Source organism: Parafrankia sp. Ea1.12 (genome assembly GCF_900465275.1).
Lineage (GTDB): Bacteria > Actinomycetota > Actinomycetes > Frankiales > Frankiaceae > Parafrankia > Parafrankia soli.
In genome coordinates, this window is record NZ_UBIZ01000322.1 from 19,446 (window position 1) to 44,633 (window position 25,188).

Annotated in this window: 17 protein-coding genes and 1 pseudogene; 8 read left to right on the plus strand and 10 right to left on the minus strand. The window is 72.5% G+C overall.

What is annotated here, in order from left to right:
- Nucleotides 1–71: 71 nt before the first annotated feature.
- From FMEAI12_RS17325 to FMEAI12_RS17335, 3 genes are all read left to right on the plus strand, one after another.
- The gene (locus tag FMEAI12_RS17325) at nucleotides 72–3,131 is read left to right on the plus strand and encodes a glycine--tRNA ligase (RefSeq protein ID WP_112106839.1); all 3,060 of its coding nucleotides are present in this window, start codon (nucleotides 72–74) and stop codon (nucleotides 3,129–3,131) included.
- Between the two features lie 71 nt (nucleotides 3,132–3,202).
- Nucleotides 3,203–3,889, plus strand: a complete 687-nt coding sequence (locus FMEAI12_RS17330; RefSeq protein ID WP_071065341.1) for a YdcF family protein — start codon at nucleotides 3,203–3,205, stop codon at nucleotides 3,887–3,889.
- A gap of 358 nt (nucleotides 3,890–4,247) precedes the next feature.
- Entirely contained in the window at nucleotides 4,248–6,131 is a 1,884-nt protein-coding gene (locus tag FMEAI12_RS17335) for a transketolase (protein ID WP_071065342.1), read from the plus strand.
- 279 nt (nucleotides 6,132–6,410) lie between these two features.
- On the opposite strand, the pseudogene FMEAI12_RS17340 reads toward FMEAI12_RS17335, so the two are convergent.
- The 8 genes and pseudogenes from FMEAI12_RS17340 to FMEAI12_RS37205 all read right to left on the minus strand — a co-directional run.
- Nucleotides 6,411–7,391 (minus strand): annotated as a pseudogene (locus FMEAI12_RS17340) (ABC transporter ATP-binding protein); the annotation flags it as partial.
- 32 nt (nucleotides 7,392–7,423) lie between these two features.
- The gene (locus tag FMEAI12_RS17345) at nucleotides 7,424–8,977 is read right to left on the minus strand and encodes an iron ABC transporter permease (protein WP_112106880.1); all 1,554 of its coding nucleotides are present in this window, start codon (nucleotides 8,975–8,977) and stop codon (nucleotides 7,424–7,426) included.
- 23 nt (nucleotides 8,978–9,000) lie between these two features.
- On the minus strand, nucleotides 9,001–10,008 hold the full coding sequence (locus tag FMEAI12_RS17350) for an iron ABC transporter substrate-binding protein (protein ID WP_112106881.1): 1,008 nt from the start codon (nucleotides 10,006–10,008) through the stop codon (nucleotides 9,001–9,003).
- Between the two features lie 318 nt (nucleotides 10,009–10,326).
- Nucleotides 10,327–11,343 carry a M56 family metallopeptidase gene (locus tag FMEAI12_RS17355; protein WP_112106840.1) on the minus strand — a complete coding sequence of 339 codons (1,017 nt, stop codon included), beginning with the start codon at nucleotides 11,341–11,343 and terminating at the stop codon, nucleotides 10,327–10,329.
- Nucleotides 11,336–11,833 (minus strand): BlaI/MecI/CopY family transcriptional regulator, encoded by a 498-nt coding sequence (locus FMEAI12_RS17360; RefSeq protein WP_235014110.1) that lies wholly within the window; start codon nucleotides 11,831–11,833, stop codon nucleotides 11,336–11,338. Before FMEAI12_RS17360 ends, FMEAI12_RS17355 begins: the two co-directional genes overlap by 8 nt.
- 40 nt (nucleotides 11,834–11,873) lie before the next feature.
- A complete protein-coding gene (locus FMEAI12_RS17365) occupies nucleotides 11,874–14,678 on the minus strand; it encodes a non-ribosomal peptide synthetase (RefSeq protein ID WP_112106841.1) in 2,805 nt (934 codons plus the stop codon).
- 294 nt (nucleotides 14,679–14,972) lie between these two features.
- On the minus strand, nucleotides 14,973–15,512 hold the full coding sequence (locus tag FMEAI12_RS17370) for a PH domain-containing protein (RefSeq protein WP_112106842.1): 540 nt from the start codon (nucleotides 15,510–15,512) through the stop codon (nucleotides 14,973–14,975).
- 40 nt (nucleotides 15,513–15,552) lie between these two features.
- Nucleotides 15,553–15,708 carry a hypothetical protein gene (locus tag FMEAI12_RS37205; protein ID WP_020459728.1) on the minus strand — a complete coding sequence of 52 codons (156 nt, stop codon included), beginning with the start codon at nucleotides 15,706–15,708 and terminating at the stop codon, nucleotides 15,553–15,555.
- 71 nt (nucleotides 15,709–15,779) lie between these two features.
- On the opposite strand from FMEAI12_RS37205, the gene FMEAI12_RS17375 reads away from it, so the two are divergent.
- The 4 genes from FMEAI12_RS17375 to FMEAI12_RS17390 all read left to right on the plus strand — a co-directional run bounded on the left by FMEAI12_RS17375 (nucleotide 15,780) and on the right by FMEAI12_RS17390 (nucleotide 21,739).
- A complete protein-coding gene (locus tag FMEAI12_RS17375) occupies nucleotides 15,780–17,081 on the plus strand; it encodes a deoxyguanosinetriphosphate triphosphohydrolase (protein WP_112106843.1) in 1,302 nt (433 codons plus the stop codon).
- A 500-nt stretch (nucleotides 17,082–17,581) separates the two neighbouring features.
- Nucleotides 17,582–19,456, plus strand: coding sequence for a DNA primase (gene dnaG / locus FMEAI12_RS17380; protein WP_112106844.1), 1,875 nt, complete (start codon nucleotides 17,582–17,584; stop codon nucleotides 19,454–19,456).
- A gap of 40 nt (nucleotides 19,457–19,496) precedes the next feature.
- Nucleotides 19,497–20,675 (plus strand): RNA polymerase sigma factor, encoded by a 1,179-nt coding sequence (locus FMEAI12_RS17385; RefSeq protein ID WP_006538863.1) that lies wholly within the window; start codon nucleotides 19,497–19,499, stop codon nucleotides 20,673–20,675.
- A gap of 167 nt (nucleotides 20,676–20,842) precedes the next feature.
- Nucleotides 20,843–21,739, plus strand: coding sequence for a bifunctional 2-polyprenyl-6-hydroxyphenol methylase/3-demethylubiquinol 3-O-methyltransferase UbiG (locus tag FMEAI12_RS17390; protein WP_235014112.1), 897 nt, complete (start codon nucleotides 20,843–20,845; stop codon nucleotides 21,737–21,739).
- An 18-nt stretch (nucleotides 21,740–21,757) separates the two neighbouring features.
- Here FMEAI12_RS17390 and FMEAI12_RS17395 read toward each other — a convergent pair whose 3' ends face one another.
- Nucleotides 21,758–22,867, minus strand: coding sequence for a glycosyltransferase family 4 protein (locus tag FMEAI12_RS17395; protein ID WP_235014113.1), 1,110 nt, complete (start codon nucleotides 22,865–22,867; stop codon nucleotides 21,758–21,760).
- A 286-nt stretch (nucleotides 22,868–23,153) separates the two neighbouring features.
- Here FMEAI12_RS17395 and FMEAI12_RS17400 point away from each other — a divergent pair, with 286 nt between their 5' ends.
- Nucleotides 23,154–23,879 (plus strand): bifunctional 2-polyprenyl-6-hydroxyphenol methylase/3-demethylubiquinol 3-O-methyltransferase UbiG, encoded by a 726-nt coding sequence (locus FMEAI12_RS17400; RefSeq protein WP_112106847.1) that lies wholly within the window; start codon nucleotides 23,154–23,156, stop codon nucleotides 23,877–23,879.
- Between the two features lie 31 nt (nucleotides 23,880–23,910).
- Here the strand turns inward: FMEAI12_RS17400 and FMEAI12_RS17405 are convergent, their stop codons facing one another.
- The gene (locus FMEAI12_RS17405) at nucleotides 23,911–24,900 is read right to left on the minus strand and encodes a glycosyltransferase family 2 protein (RefSeq protein WP_112106848.1); all 990 of its coding nucleotides are present in this window, start codon (nucleotides 24,898–24,900) and stop codon (nucleotides 23,911–23,913) included.
- Between the last annotated feature and the right edge of the window lie 288 nt (nucleotides 24,901–25,188).

The following is a 25,188-nucleotide window of genomic DNA, read 5'->3' on the forward strand; positions in this document are numbered from 1 at the left end:
GCCACCCGGTAGCCTCGGCTGTGAGTGGCCGAGACCGAGTCGCCGAAACCGAGCTGCCGAGGCTGAACCCGATGCTGACCATGCAGGACGCCCTGCTGACGTTGACCCGCTACTGGACCGAGCGCGGCTGCATGATCGTGCAGCCGTTCAACACCGAGGTCGGCGCCGGTACGCACAACCCGGCGACCATCCTGCGGGTGCTCGGCGGCGAGCCGTGGCGGGTGGCCTACGTCGAGCCCTCGGTGCGCCCGGACGACTCCCGCTACGGCTTCAACCCGAACCGGCTGCAGACCCACACCCAGTTCCAGGTCGTCCTCAAGCCCGACCCGGGCAACCCGCAGGAGCTCTACCTGGGCAGCCTGCAGGCCCTGGGCATCGACACCGCGGCGCACGACGTCCGCTTCGTGGAGGACAACTGGGCCTCGCCGGCGCTCGGCGCCTGGGGGCTGGGCTGGGAGGTGTGGCTGGACGGGCAGGAGATCACCCAGTTCACCTACTTCCAGCAGGCCGGCGGCCAGAGCCTGGACCCGGTGAGCGTCGAGATCACCTACGGGATCGAGCGGATCCTGATGGTGCTGCAGGAGGTCCGGCACTTCACCGAGATCGCCTACGCGCCGGGGGTCTCCTACGGCGAGGTGTTCGGCCAGGCCGAGTACGAGATGTCGCGGTACTACCTCGACGAGGCCGACATCGACACGGTGCGCCGCATGTACGCCGACTGCGCCGCAGAGGCGCGCCGCCTCATCGACGCCCGGCTGCCGGTGCCCGCGCACATTTACGTGCTGAAGTGCTCGCACGCGTTCAACATCCTGGACTCGCGCGGCGCGGTCTCCACCACCGAGCGGGCCACCTCCTTCGCCCAGATGCGCGGCATGTCGCGCGAGGTCGCCCAGCTCTGGCGGGACAGGCGCGACGAGCTCGGCGACCCGCTGGGGGAGGCGCCGCGCCTGGCCCCGGCCGTCGCCCGGCCGGTCGACCCGGCCGCTGTGCCGGCGGGGCCGGCCACCCTGCTGTTCGAGATCGGCACCGAGGAACTGCCCGCCGCCGAGGTGACCCGCCAGACGGCCGCCGTCCGCGCGGCCCTCGTCGAGCGGCTCGCGGCGACCCGGCTCACCTACGGCGAGCTGCGGGTGCAGGGCACCCCGCGGCGCATCGTCGCGATCGTCGACGACGTCGCGCCGCGTGAGCCCGACGTCGAGCGGGTCGTGCGCGGCCCGCGCCGCTCCGCCGCCTACGACGACCAGGGCGCGCCGACGAAGGCCGCGACGGGTTTCGTGCGCGGGCAGGGCGGCGACGTGGCGGACCTGACGGTCGTCGAGCACCGCGGGGTGGAGCACGTCGCCCTGGTGCGCACCGACACCGGCCGTCCCGCGACGGAGGTGCTCGCCGAGGTCCTCGGCGCCGTCCTGGGCGGGCTGCGCGCCGAGCGGAACATGCGCTGGAACGACCCGGAGCTGTCCTTCAGCCGTCCGGTGCGCTGGGTGGTGGCGCTGCTGGGCGGGGCGGTGGTCCCGGTCGCGGTGTCGACGCTGGCCGCGGGCTCCACCACCCGCGGGCACCGGCGCGCCGGGTCCCCGCCGATCGAGGTGACCGGCGCCGTCGGCTACCCGGAGCTGCTCGCCGAGAACTCCGTCCTGCTCGACCCGGCCGCGCGCCGCGAACTGATCGTCGACGAGGCCGCGAAGCTGGCGGCCGAGCACGCGGGCACGATCGACCTCGACGCCGAGGCCGACGTCCTCGACGAGGTGACCAACCTGGTCGAGTTCCCGCGTCCGGTGCTCGGCTCCTTCGAGCCGCGTTACCTCGACCTGCCTGCCGAGATCCTCACCACCGTCATGCACAAGCACCAGCGCTACCTGGCGGTGCGGGACACGGCCGGGGCGCTGCTGCCCTGCTTCGTCACGGTCGCGGACGGCGCGGTGGACGTGCCGCTGGTCCGCGCGGGCAACGAGGCGGTGGTGCGGGCCCGGTTCGAGGACGCGGCGTTCTTCTTCGACGCCGACCTCAAGGTCCCGCTGGAGACGTTCCGCGCGGGGCTGGCGAAGCTGACCTTCGAGCAGCGGCTCGGGTCGGTGGCCGACCGCGCGGAGCGCATCGCGCGGCTGGCCGGCCTGTTCGCGGACCGGCTCGCCACCTCCGACGCGGGCGCGCTGTCCCCGGCGGAGCGGCGGACGTTGGACCGCGCCGGCGAGCTGGCCAAGTTCGACCTCGCCACCCAGATGGTGATCGAGCTGTCCAGCCTGGCCGGGACGATGGCCCGCGAGTACGCCCGCCGCGCCGGCGAGCCGGAGGCGGTCGCCGTCGCGCTCCACGAGATGGAGCTGCCGCGCCGGGCCGGCGGGACGCTGCCGGCCACGGTCCCCGGCGCGCTGCTCGCCCTGGCCGACCGGATCGACCTGCTTGCCGGGCTGTTCGCGCTCGACGCGGCGCCCACCGGCAGCTCCGACCCGTTCGGTCTGCGCCGCGCCGCGCTGGGCGTCACCGCGATCCTGGCCGAGCGGCCGGAGCTGGCCGGGATCACCGTGGCCGACATGCTGGCCGAGGCCGCGAAGCTCGTCCCGGTGCCGGTTCCGGAGGCGGCCCTGGAGCAGGCCGACGCGTTCGTGCGCGGCCGGTTCGCCCAGTACCTGCTCGACACCGGCGTCGACCACCGGCTGGTCGGCGCGCTGCGCCCGCTGACCGGCCGGCCCGGCCAGGCGATGGTGACCCTGCAGGCACTGCGCCCGCTGGTGGAGACCGCGTCGTTCGCGCGGCTGGCCGCCGCGCTGGGGCGGGTCCGCCGGATCGTCCCGGCCGACGTCGCGCCGGGCATCGAGATCAGCGCCCTCGTCGACCCCGCCGACCACCGCCTCGCTCAGGCCGTCACCGAGCTGTCCCGCCAGCTGGCGGCGCGCACCGCCGGCCGCCTGCCCGGGCTCGACGACTTCGTGGCCGCCGCCGGGCAGCTCCCGGACGCGGTCGACGGCTTCTTCGACGCGGTGCTGGTGATGGCCGACGATACCGCGCTGCGCGCGGCCCGGCTCGGGCTGCTGGCGGAGATCCGCGACGTCGCCGCCGAGGTGCTGGACTGGGACGCGCTCGGCCCGCTGCCGGCCGCGCCGGGCGGCGCCGACGGCCCCACCGGCACCTGAGTACGCGTTGCGGAGCACCCAGGTGCGCCCGGGAGGTTTGGGCTGGTCCCGGACGGCTAACGTGACATCGCGTGGACCTGTCCCTCCGGCGGCTTGTGCCCCGTCCGCCCTCGGCGTCCTGGTTCAGGGTGCCCTGGTGGCGCTGGGCGGCCCGAATCGTCGCGATCATCGTCGGGATCGTGCTGCTCGGGTCCGTGATGACCTTCGGGCAGGTGTGGTGGGTCGGGCGCGGTGACGACCGGCGGGCCTCCGACGCGCTGATCGTCCTGGGCGCCTCGCAGTACGACGGCCGGCCGTCCGCCATCCTGGCCGCCCGGCTCGACCACGCCCTCGAGCTCTACCGGTCCGGGGTCGCGCCACGGGTCATCACGGTGGGCGGCAACCAGCCGGGGGACCGCTTCACCGAGGCCGAGGCCGCCGGGTCCTACCTGCGTGACCACGGCGTCCCGTCCAGCGCCGTGCTGGTGGTGCCCCAGGGCGTCGACACACTGTCGTCGCTGACCGCGGTGGCCGGGCTGATGGACAGCCGGCAGTGGCGGTCCGCGGTGGTGGTGACCGACCGCTGGCACAGCCTGCGCTCCCGGGCGATCGCCGACGACCTCGGCGTCGACGCGGTGACGTCGCCGGCGACGGCGGGCCCGGCCAACCGCGGGTTCGGCACCCAGATGCGGTACATCCTGCGCGAGGGGATCGGGTACCGCTTCTATCAGCTGTTCCATCGGGCCTCGCCGTCCGCGGCCCACACACCCGCCGTCTGACCCGCCCGGGGATCCCCGGGCGGGTGCCCCACCGGGGGGCGGCGGGACGCGCCCGCCGCGTGATGATCACCACGGTGTGGTGTCGGCCCAGGACGGGTGGACGTCGCGGACCACGCCCAGTAGTCCCTGCGTCCCGGCCGATCGCCAGGTGGCGGCGGGGCCGTGCGGGCCGGGTGACGAGCGGGAAGGTGTGACGAAGGCGCGATTGCGCCAGGCGTGGCGGGCCGTAGGTGCTGGTACGGTTCGGATCGCGGAGTGACAGGGTACTTCGGCAGGCGACGGAACGCTCGGGCCGGCCGGCCCTTGACACATCCGTGCAACCGATCTGCGCAGCACAATCCTGACTAAGGAGGCTGGTGTGGCAACTCCCGTGTCCGAAGTGGTCGGTGTCGCCGACCTGGAGACGGTTCGGGAACTCGCACAGCAGCTGCGGGTCGACTCGGTGCGCAGCAGCACCTCGGCCGGATCCGGTCACCCGACCTCCTCCATGTCCGCCGCGGACGTCATGGCGGTGCTGCTGACGCGCCACCTGCGCTACGACTGGGACACCCCGGACGACCCGGCGAACGACCACCTGATCTTCTCCAAGGGGCACGCGTCGCCCCTGATCTACTCGATGTTCAAGGCGGTCGGCGTCGTCACCGACGACGAGCTCATGACCGGCTACCGCCGGTTCGGGCACCGGCTGCAGGGCCACCCGACCCCGGTCCTGCCCTGGGTGGACGTGGCGACCGGATCGCTCGGCCAGGGCCTGCCCGACGCCGTCGGGGTCGCGCTGGCCGGCAAGTTCCTGGACAAGGTTCCGTACCGGGTCTGGGTCGTCTGCGGCGACAGCGAGATGGCCGAGGGCTCGATGTGGGAGGCGCTGGACAAGGCCGCCTACTACGGCCTGTCCAACCTGATCGCGATCGTGGACGTCAACCGTCTCGGCCAGCGCGGTCCCACCGAGTTCGGCTGGGACATGGACGCCTACGCCCGCCGGGTCGAGGCGTTCGGCGCCCGCGCGGTCGTGATCGACGGCCACGACCTGGGCGCGATCGACGCCGCGCTCGCCGACGCCGAGGACGCCTCCCGGCCCACGGTGATCCTGGCCCGCACCCGCAAGGGCGAGGGCTTCTCCGAGGTCGCCGACGCCGACGGCTGGCACGGCAAGCCGCTGCCCGAGGACATGGCCGCCCGGGCGATCGCGGAGCTGGGCGGCGAGCGGAACCTGCGCGTGCGCGGCCCGGTTCCCCCGGCGGACATGGCGCGCCCGGCCCCGGCCCAGAAGCCGGCGATCAAGCTCCCCACCTACGAGCTGGGCGCCAAGGTCGCGACCAGGCGGGCCTACGGCCAGGCGCTGGCCGCGGTCGGCGCGCACACCGACGTCGTCGCCCTCGACGCCGAGGTGAGCAACTCGACCTACGCCGAGGACTTCGCCAAGGCGCACCCCGAGCGGTTCTTCGAGATCTTCATCGCCGAGCAGCAGCTCGTCGCGGCCGCGGTCGGCCTGTCGGTGCGCGGGTACGTCCCGTTCGCCTCCACGTTCGCCGCGTTCTTCTCCCGCGCCTACGACTTCATCCGGATGGCGGCCATCTCGCAGGTCGACATCCGCCTGGCCGGATCGCACGCCGGGGTGGAGATCGGTGCGGACGGCCCGTCCCAGATGGCGCTCGAGGATCTCGCGATGATGCGGGCCGTGGGCGGCTCGACGGTGCTCTACCCGAGCGACGCGACCTCCGCGGCCAAGCTGATCGAGGCGATGGTCGGGATCTCCGGTGTCAGCTACATGCGGACGACCCGCGGTGCCTACCCGGTGCTCTACGGCCCGGACGAGACGTTCGCGCCGGGCGGTTCCAAGGTGCTGCGCAGCTCCGACGCCGACACCGTGACGCTGATCGGCGCCGGGGTCACCCTGCACCACTGCCTGGCCGCGGCCGACGTGCTCGCGGCCGAGGGAGTCTCGGCACGGGTGATCGACCTGTACTCGGTCAAGCCGGTGGACACCGCGACCCTGGCGGAGGCGGCGCGGGCGACCGGTGGCCGCCTCGTCGTCGCGGAGGACCACTACGCCGAGGGCGGCCTCGGCGGCGCGGTGCTCGAGGGCCTCGCGGGCGTCCTGCGCGACGGCAGCGTCTCGCTGCGGCTAGCGCATCTTGCCGTCGGTGAGCTTCCCGGTTCCGGTACCCCGGACGAGCTGTTGGACTTCGCCGGCATCTCCACGCCGCACATCGTCGAGGCGGCACGCGGCCTGCTGCGCTGAGACCACCTCCCGCGCCGGCTCGTCCGGCGCGGGATCCGCGGCCGCCCGTCTCCCTGGCCGGGCGGCCGCGGATCGTCACCGCGAGGGGTCGTACCAGACCTTCGCGGCGTTCCGGAGCCGGGCGATCACCTGGTCTCCGATCTCGAGGGCGGGCCGGTCGCCGGCCACCCGGGCCCGGGCACGCAGCTCCGTGCCGCTGACGGTGGTGCCGCTGACGGTGCCGCTGCCTGCCCCCGGGCCGGGGATGTTGGCCGCGTTGGCCGCGAGGGCGGCGTCCTCGTCCCGCACGGCGAGGGTGACCAGCACCTCGTGGCCGTGGTAGTCCCGCGCGACGACGCGGGCGAGGCGGCCCGACTCCTGTCCGCCGCCCGTGCCGGGCGGTGTCATCCGGCAGTGAGCGTCCGCGGGCACGAGTTCGATCTGCTCGGGCCGGACGAGCACTGTCACCGGCACCGGCCCAGGAGCGGGGTCGGTGAGGTCGACGTCCGTCCCGGTGACGGGCACCGTGCCCAGGGGTGTGCGGACCTCGCCGTCGCCGAGCCAGCCCCGGACCAGCGCGGCCTCGCCCACGAAGCCCGCCACCCACGGGTCGGCCGGCATCGAGTAGACCCGGTGCGGCGCGTCGACCTGGACGATCCGCCCCGCCCGCTGCACCGCCACCAGGTCGGCCATGCTGAGCGCCTCGTCCTGATCGTGGGTCACCAGGATGGCGGTGGTGCCGTCGGCGAGCAGCGCCTCCCGGACCTCGCGGCGCAGCGTCGCCCGCAGACCCGCGTCCAACGCCGTGAACGGTTCGTCCAGCAGGATCAGCGCCGGCCGGGGGGCGAGGGCGCGGGCGATCGCGACCCGCTGCTGCTGCCCGCCGGAGAGCTGGTGCGGCATGCGGTGGCCGTAGCCCTCGAGCCCCACCAGCGCCAGCACCTCGGCGACCCGTCCGGACCGGCGGGTGGCGTGGTCCAGGCCGTATCCCACGTTCCGCGCCACGTCGAGGTGCGGGAACAGGGCTCCCTCCTGGGGCACGACGGCGGCGCGCCGGTGGTGTGGCGGCTCGTGGACGCCGGGTCCGGCGACGGTCCGGCCCCGTACGCTGATCTCGCCCGCGTCGAGGCGTTCGAAGCCGGCGACGGCCCTCAGCAGCGTCGTCTTCCCGCAGCCGGACGGGCCGAGTACCGCGAGCAGCGAGCCCGCCGGCACGACGAGATCGAGGCCGTCGAGTGCGCGGACCGATCCGAAGCTGCGCACCGCGCCCCGCACCAGCAGCGCGGGCGGGTCCCCGCCCGTCCCCGCGCGGCTCACCGGGACACCTGTGCGCCGGACTCGGCCAGCACTCCGGTGCGGCGGGCGAGCAGCCAGGCCGGACCGGCGGAGACCACCAGCAGCAACGCCGCGTACGGGGTCGCCGCGGCGTAGGCGGCGACGCTTGTCTGCGTCCACAGCTCGGTGGCCAGGGTGTCCATGCCGGTCGGCCGCAGGAGCAGCGTCGCCGGCAGCTCCTTGACGCAGGCGATGAACACCAGGGCGGCGCCCGACGCCACCCCGGGGATCATCAGGGGCAGCGTCACCGTCCGTAGGACGCCGAGCGGGCGTCTGCCCAGCGAGGAGGCGACCTCCTCGAGGACCGCCGGGGCCTGCGCGGCCGCCGCGGCGATCCCCGCGACGGCGAGCGGCATGAACAGGGCCGCGTAGCCGAGGGCGAGCAGCCACGTGCTCTGGTACAGCGGGTAGGCGACGTTGATCCCGAAGAAGACCAGGGAGAGGCCGATCACGACGCCGGGCAGCGCGTGCGAGAGGTAGGTCAGCCGTTCGAGCAGGGCCGCCAGCCGCCCGGGTGAGCGGACCGCGAGGAGACCGACCGGCAGCGCGAGAACGGTGGTCAGCGCGGCGCCCGTGCCGGCCAGCCACAGCGTCGCCCCCGTCGCGCGGGCGACCTCACCGAGCGTGCCCGGCTCCGACACGCCGGCCGCCAGGCGCCGGGCGAGATTCACCGCCGGCAGACCCAGCGAGAGCGCGCAGAGCCCGGCCATCGCGGCGGCGACCGGGAGCCGAGCCCGTCCCAGGCGCAGCCGCGGGTGCGGCCGCCGGGCCCCCGACCCGAGCCGGGTGTAGCGGGCGTGCCTCGTGCGCGTCACGCTCTCCGCCGACAGGACGACCACGGTCAGCAGGACGAGGGCCGTGGAGAGCAGCACGGCGCCGGTCCGGTCGAAGCCGAGGTCGAACGTCACGAACACCGCGCGGGTGAACGTGTCGGTCCGCAGGATGGACACGGCCCCGAAGTCGGAGAGCACATACAGTGCCACCAGCAGCGCGCCGGCGCCAATCGCCGGGCGGATCTGCCCGAGTGTCACCGCGACACCGGTGCGCAGCGGTCCGCGTCCGAGCGACGCCGACACCTCCTCCTGCGCCGGGTCCGCCCCGACCAGCGCCGCGGTCACCGGCAGGAACACATACGGGTAACAGCAGAGTGTCAGCACGAGCGCCGCCGGCCAGAAACCCTCCATCCCCCGGAACGTCGACACCCAGGTGAAGGCGGCGATGTAGGTCGGCACCGCGAGCGGGAGCGCCGCCAGGACGGCGAACGCCCGCCTGGCGGGGAGGTCCGTGCGCGTGACGGCGAAGCCCGAGCCGACCCCGAGTACCACGCAGGCGGCGGTGACCACCGCGGCCAGTGCCAGGCTGCGTGCGGTCAGCTCCGCGACGCGTGTGGTCAGCACCGTCTCGGCCCACCCCGCCCAGCCCGGCGTGAGCGCCCGGACCAGCAGGTAGCAGAGCGGTATGGCGGTGACCGCCGCGGCGCCGAGGGCCGCCAGCGACAGCAGCGGACGACGGGGCGGCGACAACCGGGACAGCGGGAGGGCCCGCGACACGGCGCTCAGGGTGTCAACCCCGACGCCTGGATGAGGGCGATCGTGCCCTCGAGACCATCGAGGTCGTTGAGGTCGACGTCCGGCGTGGTCAGCTCGGCCAGCGCGGGCAGCCCGGCCGGGCCGGCCACCCCGTCGACCACGGGGTACTCGAAGGTCTGCTCGGCGAAGTACGTCTGGGCGTCCGGGCCGAGCAGGTAGTCGACGAACGCCTGCGCCTCGGGGTCGTCGGCGGCGGTGGTGAGGATCCCGACCCCGGCGACGTTGACCAGCGCGCCGATGTCACCGCCGGGGAAGAAGTGCAGCCGGGCGTCGAGCCTGTCCGGCGCGACGCCGCGCTCGGCCGCCAGCTCGCCCACGTAGTAGTGGTTGATCAGGCCGATGTCGAGCGTGCCGGCGTCGACCTCCTCGAGAACCGCGAGGTTGCTGTCGCGGATCTGCGGCTCGTTGTCCGCGAGCCCGGCGAGGAACTCGCGGGTGCGCTCCTCGCCGTGCACAACGGTCATCGCGGTGACGAAAGCCTGGAACGAGGCGTTGGTCGGCACCACCCCGACCCGCCCGCTCCACCGGGGCTCGGTGAGCTCGAACACCGACGCCGGCAGCTCCGTCTCGGCCACCGCGTCCGCGTTGTAGACGAGGACCCGGGATCGCGCGGTCACCCCCACCCATTCGCCGCCCGCGGATCGGAAGCCCGCCGGCACCGCGTCCAGGCTTGCCGCGGGCAGCCGCGTGAACAGGCCCTCCTTGGCCACCGCGCCGAGCGCGCCGGCATCCTGGGCGAGGAAGACGTCGGCTGGTGACCGGTCGCCCTCCTCCAGGAGCTGGGCCGCCATCTGCGCGGTGTTGCCGTACCGGGCCTCGACGTCGATGCCGGTGTCGGCGGTGAACCGCTCGAGCAGCGGCGCGATCAGATCCTCGTTCCGGCCGCTGTACAGGGTGAGGGAGCCCTCGGCCGCGGAGCCGCCGTCGTCGCCGCAGGCGGTGAGGACGGTGAGGGCGGTGACGAGCGCCGCCAGTGCGAACCCGGACTGCGCTCTGCGGCGTGCGTGGCGTGCGTGGCGTGCGCGCCGCCGGGGGTGCCGGTGGGCGTGCGGCGCGTCGTCGGGGGTGCTCGCGCGGACATCAGGCACGGCGGAAGTCCCTCTCTGTGAGACGTGCTGGCAGCGCGACCGGGCCCGGCGCAACTTCTACGATGTTTGTAGAACTTAGCGGAGCCTTACCTTAAACCTGATGACTGTGGCGCGGTTCACATATGCCACGCAAAGGCTCGCCTGGGCCCCGCTGACCAGCGCGTTCACGGCCGGCAACCGGCCGCGGCCCGGGGCGGGTGAGGGTCAGCAGTCCCTGTTCGTGAAGGCGAACGGGAGGGGAAGGTCGACCAGCGCCTCGATCGCCAGACCGCAGGACGCGGCGGCGAGCGCCGCCGGGAGCGCGGACAGCGCAATCCGGTTGAGCCGGTTCCCGGGCGGCGGCACCAGCAGCGCGGCCACGCGGCGCGGGACCGGGCCGGACCCGGACGGCAGCCGTCGTCGTCGGGCGCTGACCGGTGCCCCGTACCGGCCGCCGACGACTCGGCGGCGGCGGCCGGGATCGCGGCGGAAACTGCCGATGTGCAGGGTGGTCGTGCCGCACACGGCGTGGGGTGAGGTCGTCAGCAACGCGGCTGTGCTGATCGCGCGGGCCACGACGCGGCGGTCCCGGATCACCCGGGCGGCGTCCTCGTCCGCCCAGCGTTCGACGGCGTACTCGAGGGTCGGCGCGACCGCGCGCAGGCCCGGATGCGCGGCGGCGGCGAGCCGCGCGGCGAAGCTGAAACGGTGATGGCGGGCTGCCAGGTGGGCGCGTTCGTGCGCGATGACGATCTCTCGTTGCTCGGCGGTGAGCGCCGACATCATGCCGCTGGTCACGACGATCCGACCCGGTGATCCGGGTAGGGCGAACGCGTCCACCCGGTCGTCGGGCACCACGACGACCTCGGCGGCACCGGGCAGCGCCGCGGCCTGCGCGCGTGCCGACCGAAGCCCGAGCCGTTGCCGGCGTACCGTCGCCCCGACCGCGCCGACCTGCGCGCAGAACGCGACGAGCGACGCCCAGGACAGCCACCGGGGAGTGACGGCGGTCCGCCAGGCGTCGGTCACCGGCCCGGTGCCGACCACCAGGGCCCAGAGCTCGACCGCGGCCGGAGCCGCGAGCGCCGCGAGACTGATCATGCTGGCCGCGGCGACCAGCACCGCCGCGACGGTGCAGGCGACGACCGCCGTCCGCGGCCACAGCAGATCCACCAGCGCGCGGATGACCAGCATTGTCAGCAGGGGGGCGACGAGCACCGACCCGAGGAGATGATCACTCATCGGACTCGGTGATCAGGGATCGCAGCAACGCCTCGTCGCCGGGGGAGAGGGCGGCGAGGAAGTGAGCCAGGGCCACCCGGTGATCGGCCTGGTCGTCCAGCAGCCGTGTCATCCGCCGGGCGGCGGCGGCGGCCGGGTCGCCCGCGGCGTAGCGGTACGCACGGCCGTCGCGGTGTCGCGTGACCAGGCCTTTGGCGTGCAACCTGGTCAGGATCGTGACAACGGTGCTGTAGGAGAGCGGGATCGACCCGGGAAGCCGCGCGCGTACCTGGGCGGGCGACAGTGCGCCGCCGGACTGGGCCAGGATGTCGACGATCTCCGTTTCGAGGGAACCCCGTGCCCGGCGACCCGTCGCGGACCGAACCGTCGAGTCGACCCGCTCGGCGTCCGCGCCGGCGGGCCCGCCGTTCTCGGTGTTCTCGGTGTTCTCGGCCGAGGCACCGTCGGGGCCGCGCCGCTCGCCGGACGGCATCGCCTCGTCGGGGCTCATAGGCCCACCTTACGAGTGGGTCGGCACGGTCCGGGCGGTCTCAGCCGGGTCGGTTCAGGCGGCCGAACGCGTGGGTCAGCGGCTGCCCGAGCAGGATGGGCCCCGCCAGCGACCCGACCGAGGCGGCCCGCAACGGCGGGGCCACAGCCCACCGCCGGCCCCGCGCCGTCCGCTCGCCCACCCGGACCGCGCCCCGCCAGAGCGCGGCCGCGAGGTGCTCCGCGCGCGGTCGGCTCAGTCGCGCCCGTTCGGCAGCGGCCGCCGTGCCTGTCCCGATCGCCAGGCAGAGCAGGAGCACCGGCAGCGGCCCCAGCGAGGGAAGCGCGATCTCGTACACCGCGTAGTGCGTGAGATAGGTGTACAGGGACGCGCCCGCGATCCCCCCGGCGAGCGCGACGACAGCCCCGGGAAGCGGCACCCGTGGGACGAACATGAGCGCGGCCAGGCCCACCAGCACCACCGTCTCCCGTGTCGGATTGCCGAAATAGCCCGGTACCGTCGCGGCCGCGATCCCCAGCACCGTGAGACGCCCGGCGGTGCCCGTCGTCCGGCAGGCGAGCCAGCCGAGCATGAAGAACCACGCCGCGCCATGCGTGACGTAGAACGCGCTGGGGAAGGTCCCGACGCCGTCCGTCGGGATGTTGACCAGCAGCGCGAGCCCCAGCAGCACGAGGGCGAAGACGAATCCGTTCCGTTGTTCCCAGCGCCGGACCGAGGGGATCGCGAACAGCGCGGCCAGCAGGACCAGCACCTGGACGAGGACCTCGACGAACCAGTACCCGGGCACCCCGCGGCGCAGGTAGTTGTCGATCAGTGCCACGTTGGACAGGCCCACGTCCGAGGCCCTGACCGCCCGCCAGGCCAGCCAGAGCATGGACGGGACCGCGATGCGCCCGGCGGCGCGCAGGATCCGGCGGCTCGTCGCCGCCCCCCGCCCGGTGCCGCCGGGGCCGCCGGGCGTCAGGCAGAACCGCGCGAAACTCCACCCGGCGACGACGAGGAGGAGATGCGCCCCGCCGAGCAGATGGAACAGCCCGACATGGTTGGCGACGATGAGCACCACGGCCACCGCCCGCAGCACGACGTTGACCTCGACGGTCCGGATGAGACCGGTTCCGGTTCCGGTCGTGCGGGCCGGGAGGGTGCCGCCGCCGTCCCGGCCGCGTGCGCGCCGCCGTCCGGGTCGTCGCGTGTACCCGTCGCGCTGGGCGGCGAGGCGTTCGAGTTCGGCCACGGGCATCGTGGGCCAGGCGGTCGGGAGATGACCGAGCACGCGCTCGATCTCCAACGACATCCGCACATAGGTCAGGGAGTCGCCGCCGAGCCCGACGAAGGTGGCGTCATCCGGTACGTCGGCGTGGCCCAGGATCCGGGCGAACCGCGCGCGAACGACCGACGTCGCCGCGGGAGACAGGGCTGCAGGCGGGCCGGACGGGTGCGCGCCGGACGTCTCGGCCCCGGAGGGGTGCGCGTCGGCCCATGCGCGGACGGCCGGATAGTCGATCTTGCCGTTGGGTCGGCGGGGGATCGCCTCGACGGCCAGTACCCGGACATGGGCCGGTGGCAGGCGCAGCCGGGTGGCCAGGACGGCGGCCGCCTGATCGGTCCCGGGTGCCGTCACCAACACGGTCAGCTGTTCGTCCGTTCCGACGCACGCCGCGCTCAGGCCGCGCTCGGCGAGGATGCGCTCGGTGCGGTCGAGGTCTATGCGCAGACCGAACAGCTTGACGAAGCGCGAGGCCCGTCCGACGATCTCGTACAGCCCGTCCGGTGCGCGGCGCGCGATGTCACCGGTCGTCAGAGCCTCCACCGTGCGGCCCGCCGCGAGGTCCGCCGCGTTCTCGGCGTATCCCATCATCACGTTCGGTCCCCGGTAGACCAGCTCGCCCTGCGAGGGCTGGTCGGGGTCGGGGACGATCTCGAACGATCCGCCGGGGATCGGTCGTCCGATCGACTCCGGGCGGGTCATGGCGAGGTCCGGCGGCAGGTACGCCATCCTCGCGGTCGCCTCGGTCTGGCCGTACATCGCGAAGAACCGCCAGCCGCGGCACCGGCCGAGCCGTGCGAGTTCACGGATCCGCTGTGGCGCCAGGGCACCGCCGGCCTGGGTGACATACCGCAGGAGCGGCAGATCCATGTCCTCGAAGCCGATCCGCCGCAGCAGGTCGAACGTGTACGGCACCCCGTGCAGGCTGGTCGCGCCCCACTCGCGGAACATCGTCCAGAACCGCTCGGCGGTGACCGAGCCCTCGGGGAGCAGCAGCCCGGCGCCGCGCGCGAGGTTGCTGTTCACGACCGAAAGGCCGTAGCAGTAGTGGATCGGCAGCTGGACCGGTGCGCGGTCGCTGTCCCGGATATCCAGGTACGACGCGATCGCCTCGGCGTTCGCCTGGACGCCGTCGGCCGAGAGCCGGACGAGTTTCGCGGATCCGGTCGAGCCCGAGGTCGACAGCAGCAGGGCAAGGTCGGGGTGCAGGTCCCGGGTCGGCCCGGTGTGGTGCTCGCGCATCCGCCAGCCCTCCGGTGCGCGCGCCAGGACGACGTCCGGGCGGTACACCGCGGTGAGTTCCCGAGCCTGCTCGTCGTCGGGGCCGACGAGCAGCACGGGATGCCCGGCGGCGAGCGCGGCGAGGTAGACCACGAGCGGCTCGGGGTCGTCAGACAGCTCGGCGGCTCCCAGGATCATCACCAGCCGCCGCGTCGGGCCCAACCTCGTGACGGCCTGGTCCACCCGGTCCGCGAGCTGGCGGTAGGTGAGCGTTGATCCGTCGGCGCCGACGGTGGCGAGCCGGTCACCGAAGACGCGTAGTCCGCGCGCGAACGGGACGCCAACGCTGGCACGCATCTCTGGCAGGCCCCGACCCTCGCACAACGCAGACGACGACACCGGGTGGATGACGGCGGACTGGAGATGGGCCCGTGTCAGGGCCAGTCCCCATACATGCCCACGTCATCCACCCAGGTGGAAGGCGCTTAGCTTAAGCTCACCTTTCCCTGGAACGCCAGAACCGGGTCCTTCGTTCGGCAGGCAGGGTGAACGGCGCGATGTGGCGAGGCGGCAGTGTGACGGGAGACGCCGGCGGGTATGGGCAGCCGCGGGGTGAGGGTGGGACGTCCCCTCGGGGGTGAGCCGAGGGGATCAGTCGTCGCCGGCCGGGGACGGACCGCCACCGAAGGTCATGTCGACCAGGGTGAGGTAGAGGCGGTCCGGCCGTGGCAAAAAATTGATCTTCGAGAGGGCCTGGTCCTGCCCCGCGGACTCGACCACGAACTCGCCGTAGCCGAGGAGCCGCCCGAGCGGGTCCCGGTTGTAGGTGAGATCCGTGATCTTCGACAGTGGCATCGTCTGAACCTTCCGGAAGACGATGCCGGACACCTTCAGCAACCGCTTGTCGGTGATCATCAGGTGGTCGAAGTGCCAGTCCGCGATCTTCCAGAGCATCCGGAGGATCATGAACAGGGCGAAGTACCACAGCACAGTGGTGATCGGCCCGGTGTCGATGCCCTGCGCCGCGAAGAGGATGTTCACGACGAGCGCGAGCATGACGGCACCCAGCGTCTGCAGAAGGATCGGCAGCATGATGGCCCAGTGCAGCCGGACCATCATCACCAGGCGTTCCTGGGAGGCCAGGTACTTGGTGTCCCGCAGCGCAGGGTCGGGAAGCTGGAGTCTCACCACGGACGAAGTGTCGCAGACATGAGGCCCCGCCGGGACCGCATCACAGGGCCGTGTCTGTCACGAACTCCGACACTCCGTTCCCGATGTCCTCGAGCCAGCCGAACACCCGGTCGATGATGCTCGCGGCGCTGTCCGGTGCGGTGACGACGAAGAAGATAAGGAATGCGATCGCACCGTACTTGACGATCTTGTCCACGGCGGGCCTCCGGGCCGAGTTGGGGGAACGGGGTGCGCCCAAAGTATCGCCGTTGCGATCGACGTAGGTACGTGAATCGCGCCGATACGCTCGGCTATGTGGTCAGTGAGTGGTATGACCCTGCCGACCTGGCGCGACGGGTCACAGAGCAGGACAAGGCTACACCGGGCGAACGCACCCCGTTCGAGCGGGATCGTGCCCGAGTGCTCCATTCGAGCGCCTTGCGGCGACTTGCCGGAAAAACCCAGGTCGTGGGCCCGCTCGACGACGACTTCCCGCGCACCCGGCTGACCCACTCGCTCGAGACGGCGCAGATCGGGCGCGGTCTGGCCCGCTCGCTGGGCGCCGATCCCGACCTGGTGGACGCCGCCTGCCTCGCCCACGACATCGGGCATCCCCCGTTCGGTCACAACGGAGAGGTGGCGCTCGACCAGGCGGCGCACACCTGCGGCGGGTTCGAGGGCAACGCCCAGAGCCTGCGCGAGCTGACCCGGCTCGAGGTGAAGATCGTCGCGCCCGCCGGGGAGACCGGCGGTGGCGCGGCCGGCGGCGGCGTGGGGCTGAACCTGACCCGGGCGACCCTGGACGCCGCCGTGAAGTACCCGTGGCTGCGCCGCGCCGGCACGCCGAAGTTCGGGGCCTACGCCGACGACGCCGGCATCCTCTCCTGGCTGCGCCGCGACGCCCCCGGCGCGCGGCGCAGCTTCGAGGCCCAGCTCATGGACTGGGCGGACGACGTGGCCTACTCCGTGCACGACCTGGAGGACGGCGTCGTCGCCGGGCACATCGACCTCGCCGCGCTGCGTGACCCCGAGCTGCGTGCCGAGCTGGCCGCCCGGACGGCGGCCTGGTACCCGGACGTCGACGCGCCCGCCGCGGCGGCCGGGCTCGACCGGCTGCGCGCCCAGCCGTGGTGGATCCGGGAGGAGGTCGGGTCCGTCGCCGGCCTGGCCGCGCTGCGCGCGATGACCAGCGAACTCGTCGCCCGGTTCTCGATGGCCGCGGTGCGGGCCACCCGCGAGCGGCACGGAGATGAGCCGCTGCGCCGCTACCGGGCCGACCTGGTCGTGCCGGTGGAGACGCTCGCCGAGTGCGCGGCGCTCAAGGGCGTCACCGCGTGGTACGTGATGGGCCGGCCCGGCGCCGCCGAGCGGCGGGCCCGGCAGCGCGAGCTGATCGCCGAGCTGGTCGACCTGCTCGCGGCCAGCGCCCCGGCGTCGCTGGACGCGCCGCTGGCCGACTCCTACCGGCACGCGGCCGACGACGCGGCCCGGCTGCGGGTGGTCATCGACCAGGTCGCCCGGCTCACCGACGCCAGCGCCGGGCGCCGGCACGCGGCACTGACGGGCCGCCCGCTGCCGAGGGCGCTGTGACCAGCGAAAAACGACGTACGCTGTGATCGCTGCCGACAGCGTTTGGGATGGGATGTGACCGTGGCGCGATGCTGGAGTGATCCGGGTGGTCCGTCGGGCGCGTCCGTTGTGGTTCGTGGCGCATCATGGTTCGGCCGGAGCGCGCCGCTCGGTGTGGTCGAGCGTGCGCGTGCGGTGACGTCGCCGTGGCGGTCCGTGGGGTCGCCGATCGGTCGCCCACGGAGTTCCTGCCGGCAAGATCGGCACTGTCGGCCGGATGACAAGTACCATCACGCTAAAGGACCGTTGACACCGGCGTCATCGGTGGCACCGTCCGGCCGGCGGCATAGTAGCCCCGGCGGTCGGCCGTACCACCGGCAGCGTCGTATCAGGTGACCGGACACAAGTAACCCGCGACGCGCAACCCCCGACCGGGGCGCGCCGTCTATCCAGTGACTCGGACCAGTGACCTCGGAGCCCGCCGCTGGTGGGTCCGCCGGACGTGAGCAGGGAGGGTATCGGTGGCCGGACGCATCCGCGACGCTGACATCGCTCTCGTACGGGAGCGCTCACCCATCGCGGACGTCATCGGTGACCACGTGCAGCTCCGTCCGGTCGGCGGTGGCAGCCTGGTCGGCCTGTGCCCGTTCCACGACGAGAAGTCACCGTCGTTCAACGTGCGGCCCTCGGTCGGGTTCTTCCACTGCTTTGGCTGCAACGAGGGCGGGGACGTCTACGCCTTCATCCGCAAGATCGACGGGTTGACCTTCCCGGAGGCCGTCGAGCGGCTCGCCCGGCGGGCCGGCATCACGCTGACCTACGAGGGCGGGGGCACCACCAGCCGCGCGGTGACGAGCCAGCGTCAGCGGCTGCTGGACGCCCACCGGCTGGCCGCCGAGTTCTACGTCGAACAGCTCCACTCCTCCCCGGACGCCCGGGCCGGCTGGGAGTTCCTGGCCTCGCGCGGCTTCGACCGGGCGGCGGCGGAACAGTTCGGTCTCGGCTACGCGCCGTCGTCCTGGGACGCGCTGACCAGGCACCTGCTCGCCCGCCGGTTCACCGCCGAGGAGCTGGAGCTGGGCGGGCTGGCGAAGCGGGGCGGCCGCGGCGGCCTCATCGACCGGTTCCACCACCGCCTGCTGTGGCCGATCCGCGACCTCGGCGGCGAGGTCGTCGGTTTCGGCGGCCGGCGCCTCGCAGAGGGCCCCGATGCCGGTCCCAAGTACCTCAACACCGCCGAGACGCCGCTGTTCAAGAAGGCGAAGCTCCTCTACGGCGCCGACCTGGCCCGCCGCGAGATCGCGCGCCGCTACCAGGTTGTCGTCGTCGAGGGCTACACCGACGTCATGGCGTGCCACCTGGCCGGGGTGCCGACGGCGGTCGCGAGCTGCGGAACCTCCTTCGGTGCCGACCACGTCGCGATCGTCCGCCGGCTGCTGATGGACTCCGACGCCCGCACCGGCGAGGTCATCTTCACCTTCGACGGAGACAAGGCGGGCCAGGCCGCCGCCCTGCGGGCCTTCGAGTACGAGGACCGCTTCGTCACCCAGACCTTCGTCGCGGTGCAGCCGGACGGCCTCGACCCCTGTGACCTGTGGACGCAGCACGGTGACGCGGCCGTGCGCGACCTGGTGGCCAGTCGCCAGCCGCTGTTCGAGTTCGCCATCCGCGGCGTGATCGACCGCTACGACCTCAACACCACCGAGGGCCGCATCGCCGCGCTGGACGCGGCAGCCCCGCTGGTGAACCGGCTCAAGGACGCCGGCATGCGGCACCGGTACGCGGTGAACCTCGACCGCTGGCTCGGCTTCCTCGACGAGCGGTTCGTGGTCGAGCGGGTGGGGCAGCACCGGCCGCAGGCCGGGGCGGCCGAGGGCGTCGGCGCGCGCCGGCGGCTGGACCCGGCGCCGGACGATGCGACCGCCATCGTCGAACGGGAGACCCTCAAGCTCGCCCTGCAACATCCGGGGCTGGCCGGGCCGATGTTCGACACGCTGTCCACAGAGCTGTTCACTGTTCCCGCGCACCGTGCCGTCCGGGAGGCGATCGCCGTGGCGGGCGGGGTGTGCGCGGGTCTGTACGCGGCCGGTGACCCGTCCGGCTGGGTTGCGGCGGTGGTGGACGCGACGCCGGACGAGGAGCTCCGGCGGTTCGTCCTCGCGCTCGCTGTCGAGGGGGTGCTGTGCGACCACGATGTGGACGACCGCTACGTCGACGATCAGATGTCGCGTGTGCAGGAACTGCATGTGACCCGTCGGATCCGGGAACTCAAGTCGCGGGTGCAGCGACTGAACCCGGCATCCGACACCGATGCCTTCAACCGTGCGTTCGGTGAGCTGATTGCTTTGGAACAGCACAAGCTCCAACTCCGGGAGCGGGGCGTAGGTGCCGCGTAACCTGGGTCGATCCCGAGAAGGAAGTGACGAGATTCCGCCCATGAGTCCTACCGTCCTACCCCGCGAGGCCCAGGTGGACGAGGTCAAGGACCTCATCACCCGTGGCAAGGAGATCGGTTTCCTCACCACCGAGGACGTCACGGTCGCGATCCAGGCGGCCGAGCTGCCCCCCGAGCAGGCCGAGACCGTCCTGCAGGTGCTCAACGACGAGGGCATCGAGGTCCTCGAGGCCGGGGGGGAGAACGCCGACGAGGCGGATCTGCTGGCCCGTCGCCGCCGCGAGGAGGAGGAGCTCGCGCTCAAGGCGCCGACCTCCGACCCGGTGCGGATGTACCTCAAGGAGATCGGCAAGGTACCGCTGCTCACCGCGGAGGAGGAGGTCGACCTCGCCAAGCGGATCGAGGCGGGCCTGTTCGCCTCCGAGAAGCTCGCGGTGGCGACGAAGAAGACCTCCCCGCAGATGCGGCGGGATCTCGAGGCCATCGAGCGGGACGGTCAGATCGCCAAGCGGAAGCTCGTCGAGGCGAACCTGCGGCTCGTCGTCTCGATCGCCAAGCGCTACGTGGGGCGCGGGATGCTCTTCCTGGACCTCATTCAGGAGGGCAACCTCGGCCTCATCCGCGCGGTCGAGAAGTTCGACTACACCAAGGGCTACAAGTTCTCCACCTACGCCACCTGGTGGATCCGGCAGGCCATCACCCGCGCCATCGCGGACCAGGCCCGGACGATCCGCATCCCGGTGCACATGGTCGAGACGATCAACAAGCTGATCCGCATCCAGCGCCAGCTCCTGCAGGACCTCGGCCGGGAGCCGAGCCCGGAGGAGATCGCCAAGGAGATGGACCTCACGCCCGACAAGGTGCGGGAGATCCTCAAGGTGTCGCAGGAGCCGGTCTCCCTGGAGACGCCGATCGGTGAGGAGGAGGACTCCCACCTCGGCGACTTCATCGAGGACTGCGACGCGGTCGTCCCGGTGGACGCCGCCAGCTTCATCCTCCTGCAGGAGCAGCTCGACTCCGTGCTGCACACGCTGTCCGACCGCGAGAAGAAGGTGATCCAGCTGCGCTTCGGCCTCACCGACGGCCATCCGCGCACGCTGGAGGAGGTCGGCCGCGAGTTCGGGGTCACCCGGGAGCGTATCCGGCAGATCGAGTCGAAGACGCTGTCGAAGCTGCGCCACCCGTCCCGATCCCAGAAGCTGCGCGACTACCTGGAGTAGTCGAACTCGTAGTAGTCATTCGTTGACTTAACGTGTTCGGCCTGTCAGGGTCGGACCTTGTGACGCAGCGGTCAGGCAGTCCGGAAGGATCTGCGGCTCCCGGACTCTCTGACGGTAGGGCTTCAGCACCCGCGCGCATCTCGCGTGTCCGCTCCCTGGCGGTGGCAGTGACAGGGGGACGGACGTTTCTCGGCGCGAGGTGGGTCCGCGCTCTGCTGGCGCTGACCCCGCCCGCCCGGCAACCAGGTCTCGCGCTGTGGCTGCTCGGGCTGGCCCCGCATTACTTCCGGGGCCGCGACCGGGGCGGCGAAGCCCATCGCAACCGTGTGTCACGAGAGCTGTTCGTCCGGGATGTGCTCGCACCGTTCCTGGCACCCGAGCAGGACCTGCTCGACATCGGCTGCGGCCCCGGGTACCTGGCGAGGGCGGTGGCCGGGCGGGTCTGGTCCGTCACGGCGGTCGACGTCTCGCGGGGCGTCCTGGCCTGCGCGCGGGTCCTCAACCCGGCAGTCAACATCGATTATCGGACTCCCCGGGAGTTCTTCGGATCCCGGCGTCGGGTGGACATCGCCGTGTCCCTCGCGGTCGCCGAGCACCTCGGCGACGGTGAGCTGTCGGCGATGCTGTCCTCGGTACGGCCCACACTCCGACCGGGCGGCCGCCTTCTCCTTCGCGTGGCCGTGGCGGACTCCGACACCTCCGGCGAGGGCGTGCCGCCGTCCGCCGGTCCGGCACCTGGCCTGTGGGGTCGATACGCCCTCCGGATCCACCCGCGCACCCGGGACCACCTCGTGGGGCTGGTCGAACGGGCCGGGTTCAGCGACGTCGAGCTCCACGCCCTGGGCACGCTGACCGACCTCGACGACGGGCTTGCGGCCCGGCATCTGCTGGTCGCCACCCGCCCGCACGATCCGGTCGCACTCCGGACCGCACTCGAGTTCGCTCAGGCCCGCCCGGACAGCCAGGTAGGCATGCGTGTCGGGGTTGGTTCGGACGCGCGGACCGGGCCGGATGGCGTGGCGGCGGTCCTGGTGGACCTCGAGGAACGCCGAGCGACCGCCTGAGGCCCGCCTCCGGCGTGGTCAGGTGATGCTCTGCGCGGGTGCTCCGCCGACAGGGGAGACGTCCGGCTCGCGTCCCAGCAGCGCGGCGAACACGGCCCGGGTGTGGTCGCCGGGGTCGGTGATGGCCCGCGCCCACTCGGAGGCCTGCCGGCCGGCACGGGCCAGGCGCGCCCGGTCGGCGAGCAGGTCCTGCAGGATGTGTGCCAGAGCCGGCGCGGATTCGTCGGCTGGAGTCCATCCGGTCATGCCTCGTTGATAGGCGTCGCGGGATCCGCCCTGCGCCGGGCCGATCACCGCACAGCCCGCGAGCTGCGCCTCGATGAGCGCCGTCCCGTGGGCCTCGCCGCTGGCGGGCGCGGTCGTGCGCGTCCGCGTGCAGAGGGCGAACAGGTCCGCCGTGGCGTACAGCCTGGCCAGGGCCTCGTCGCCGGGATCCTCGTGCAACTCGGTGTGTTCCCGTGCGGCGACGTGGGCGTGGAGGGCTCCTGGCGCCGGGCCGGGGCCGGCAATCACCAGCCGCACCGGTCCCAGCGTGCGGCTCGCGGTCTTCACGGCCTCGAGGAGGGCCGGCAGGCCCTTGACGTCCCACTCGTCGAGCGGGAAGACGCTGAGAACGGTGGGTATCGGCGGCAGCGGCCGGCGGCGGGCGGCCTCGGCGAGCAGCGTCTCCCGCCAGTGATGGTCCAGTCCGGGCGGGAGGATCGCGCCCATCCGCACGGTCGACAGCGCGCCCGCGCCGAACGAGCTGGTCGTCACCGGATACAGCAGCGGGTCACGGCGCAGGAGGAACCGCAGGTGCGGACGCATCGTCCACATGTCGGTGCCGTGGAAGAGCACGGGGACGCGGCGGGCGCCGGTGATGCGGGCGGCGACGATCCCCGCCGGGACGAGATCGACCCGCCCCACCACGATGCTCTCGACCGTTCCCAGCCGCCGCGTCCGGGCGACGGTGCTCCACAGCGACCGGCACCGGGCGGTGAACTCCGTGCCCATGCGGCCGGCCCACTCGCCCCATTCGTTCGGTTCGATCCGCGAGACTTCGGCGCCGCCCGAGTGCAGACCCGCTGTGACAGCGGTGAGGTGACGCGCCGCTTCCGGATGCGGCTGTGCCGGGCTCAACAGGAGCACTCGTGGATCGGTCGCGCTCGGTTCGGTCGTGGCGGGAGATCTGAGAGTCATGGGCACGGAAAGTGATACTAGTTAGTCTCTCCGTAGTTGTGGTGATGCGTGGGCGTGTCAGTCGGAGAGGTTCCGGGCTGGAGTCGTCGTCAACCCGGCCGACCTGTCCGTGTCGTGTCGCGGTTCGCGCCGGCGGGCCTCGGTGTGGCGTGACGTCCATTACCCTTTGTGTTTGAACAATCTCTTCGTGTAGCCGGACAGTTTGTGTTCGAGTGGGAGCCACAAGGAGTCGCCGATGACCACGGATCTCAGATACCGCAATGCCGGAAACCCGGCCCTGCTCGATCTTGTCGACATTCCACCTGGCCGTGCCCTCGACTGTGGCTGCGGCGCGGGCGACAACGCGCGGCGGCTGCGCGAGCGGGGCTGGCGGGTGACCGGGGTGACCCTCGATCCGGCGGAGCTGGCTGCCGCCGCGGCGGAATGCGAGACCATCAAGCTTGCCGACCTGGCCAATGGCCTGCCGTTCGCCGCGGACGGGTCGTTCGACCTCGTCCTGCTCTCGCACATCCTGGAACACCTCGTCGATCCGGCACCGCTGCTCGCCGAAGCGCGGCGCGTCCTTGCACCCGGCGGGCGGATCGCCGTCGCTCTGCCGAACGTCGCGCACTTCCGCCAGCGTGCCCAGCACCTCGTAGGCCGGTTCGACTACACCGAGACCGGCGTCATGGACTCCACCCACGTCCGCTTCTTCACTGTCGTGACCGCTCGGCGACTGCTGGAGGACAACGGGCTCACTGTCCTCGCGGTCGGAGCCAGCGGCGGCCTGCCCCTGTGGCGCAGCCGGCAGTGGCTACCGGACTCACTGGCCGCACGGGCGGACCGCTGGGCGCTGGAGACTCGACCGAACCTCTTCGCCTGGCAGTCGGTGTTCCTTGTGACGGATGCGCGGACGAGGTCAGCGGGCGCGATCCCGTCACCCACGCCCGCGAACGACGAGACCGCCGCCGCATCCTCCTAGACGGTCGAGACGAGGTCCGGCCCACCCGGCGTCAGTCCAACCGGCGGGCCTTGCCTGCGCGTGGGCGGGGTCCCTGTTCGCCGGTCCGACTGCGGGGGAGACCGGATACTCGTGAGGCGCCGCTCATTCCCTCTGTCATCCAGCCCTCTGCCGTCCAGCGGATGACCCGCGGTTCGTCCGGACGCGGGTCGCCGCTCGGCGGGAGCGAACCGAGTCCGTCGACCAGCCCGTGCAGGACGAGGGTGGAGACGGCCGTGCCTCTGCGCCGGAACAGATCGAGGACGACGGTGCGTGGCAGTGTTATCACGGCGGTCCACAGCGCCACGAGGGTTGTGCGCACGGGCCAGTGGCGGACTCGGGTGAACCACAGGCGGTTGCGGATCTCGTAGTAGCCGTACCGGGCCGGAGGGACGGTGTCGCGGCCGCCATGCCACGCCAACGCGGGGCTGATCACCACGCTCCAGCCGGCGTTGCGGGCGCGGTGGCAGAAGTCGACATCCTCGAAGCCGAGGAAGTAGCGGCCGTCCATCGGGACCCGCCGGTGACATGCGGCCTTGATGAACATCACGGCGCCGGCTACCCAGTGGGCCTCGCTCGGTCGGTCGACGGGGGCGTGGCCCAGTACCGTCGGCGCGACGAGGAATCGGGTCCGCCGTGCCGCCGCGGACCGCACCCCGGTGTTGCCGACGAGGGTCGGCGCGACGACGCCGATGTTGGTGCCGGCCAGCAGGTCCAGGCAGGCCGCGATCGCTGTGTCGTCGATCCACACGTCGTTGTCGACCAACAGATAGGCGGAGGCCGAGGGAAATGCCTCGGCCGCGTGGCGGAACCCACCGCCAAAGCCGAGGTCGCGCGAGGGAACGAGCCAGCTCACCCCCGGAGCGAGCCCACCTGGTCGCTCGGACCGGTCATTGGCCACGACGGTGACCTGGTCGACGTGGACGGAGCCGTCCAGTCGGGTCGCGAGCTCGATGGTCGGGTCGGGCGGGCCCCAGTGGATGATCACCGCGACAGTCTTCATGGACTCACCTCGTGCGGACCTGGCGCAGGCGTGCGGTGGGCTGGCGGGTCGCGGAGGCCTGGGCGCGTCCGCGAACTCCTGGTTGTCGAGTCCCGACCACTCGCGGCCGGACACACAGGGTAGCAAGAGAATAACTGAAAGTGCTAAGTCGTGGTCGTGTGGCGTCGAGTGTCATGGGTGAGTGATGGTCTGTGTGGAATCGCGCCTGTATTTCGGTGGCGCGCGATGGGGTTGGGGTCGAGGTCTGTCGGGCTCGATTGGTGTGCCGTGTGGCATCGATCGACCAGA

What these genes read in the sequence shown, in the direction of transcription:
- FMEAI12_RS17360 (WP_235014110.1), bottom strand. Translation starts at nt 11,833, where the DNA reads ATGAGCCCCGACGAGGCGATGCCGTCCGGCGAGCGGCGCGGCCCCGAC.
- FMEAI12_RS17355 (WP_112106840.1), bottom strand. Translation starts at nt 11,343, where the DNA reads ATGAGTGATCATCTCCTCGGGTCGGTGCTCGTCGCCCCCCTGCTGACA.
- FMEAI12_RS17405 (WP_112106848.1), bottom strand. Translation starts at nt 24,900, where the DNA reads ATGAAGACTGTCGCGGTGATCATCCACTGGGGCCCGCCCGACCCGACC.
- FMEAI12_RS17385 (WP_006538863.1), top strand. Translation starts at nt 19,497, where the DNA reads ATGAGTCCTACCGTCCTACCCCGCGAGGCCCAGGTGGACGAGGTCAAG.
- FMEAI12_RS17325 (WP_112106839.1), top strand. Translation starts at nt 72, where the DNA reads ATGCTGACCATGCAGGACGCCCTGCTGACGTTGACCCGCTACTGGACC.
- FMEAI12_RS17400 (WP_112106847.1), top strand. Translation starts at nt 23,154, where the DNA reads ATGACCACGGATCTCAGATACCGCAATGCCGGAAACCCGGCCCTGCTC.
- FMEAI12_RS17365 (WP_112106841.1), bottom strand. Translation starts at nt 14,678, where the DNA reads ATGCGTGCCAGCGTTGGCGTCCCGTTCGCGCGCGGACTACGCGTCTTC.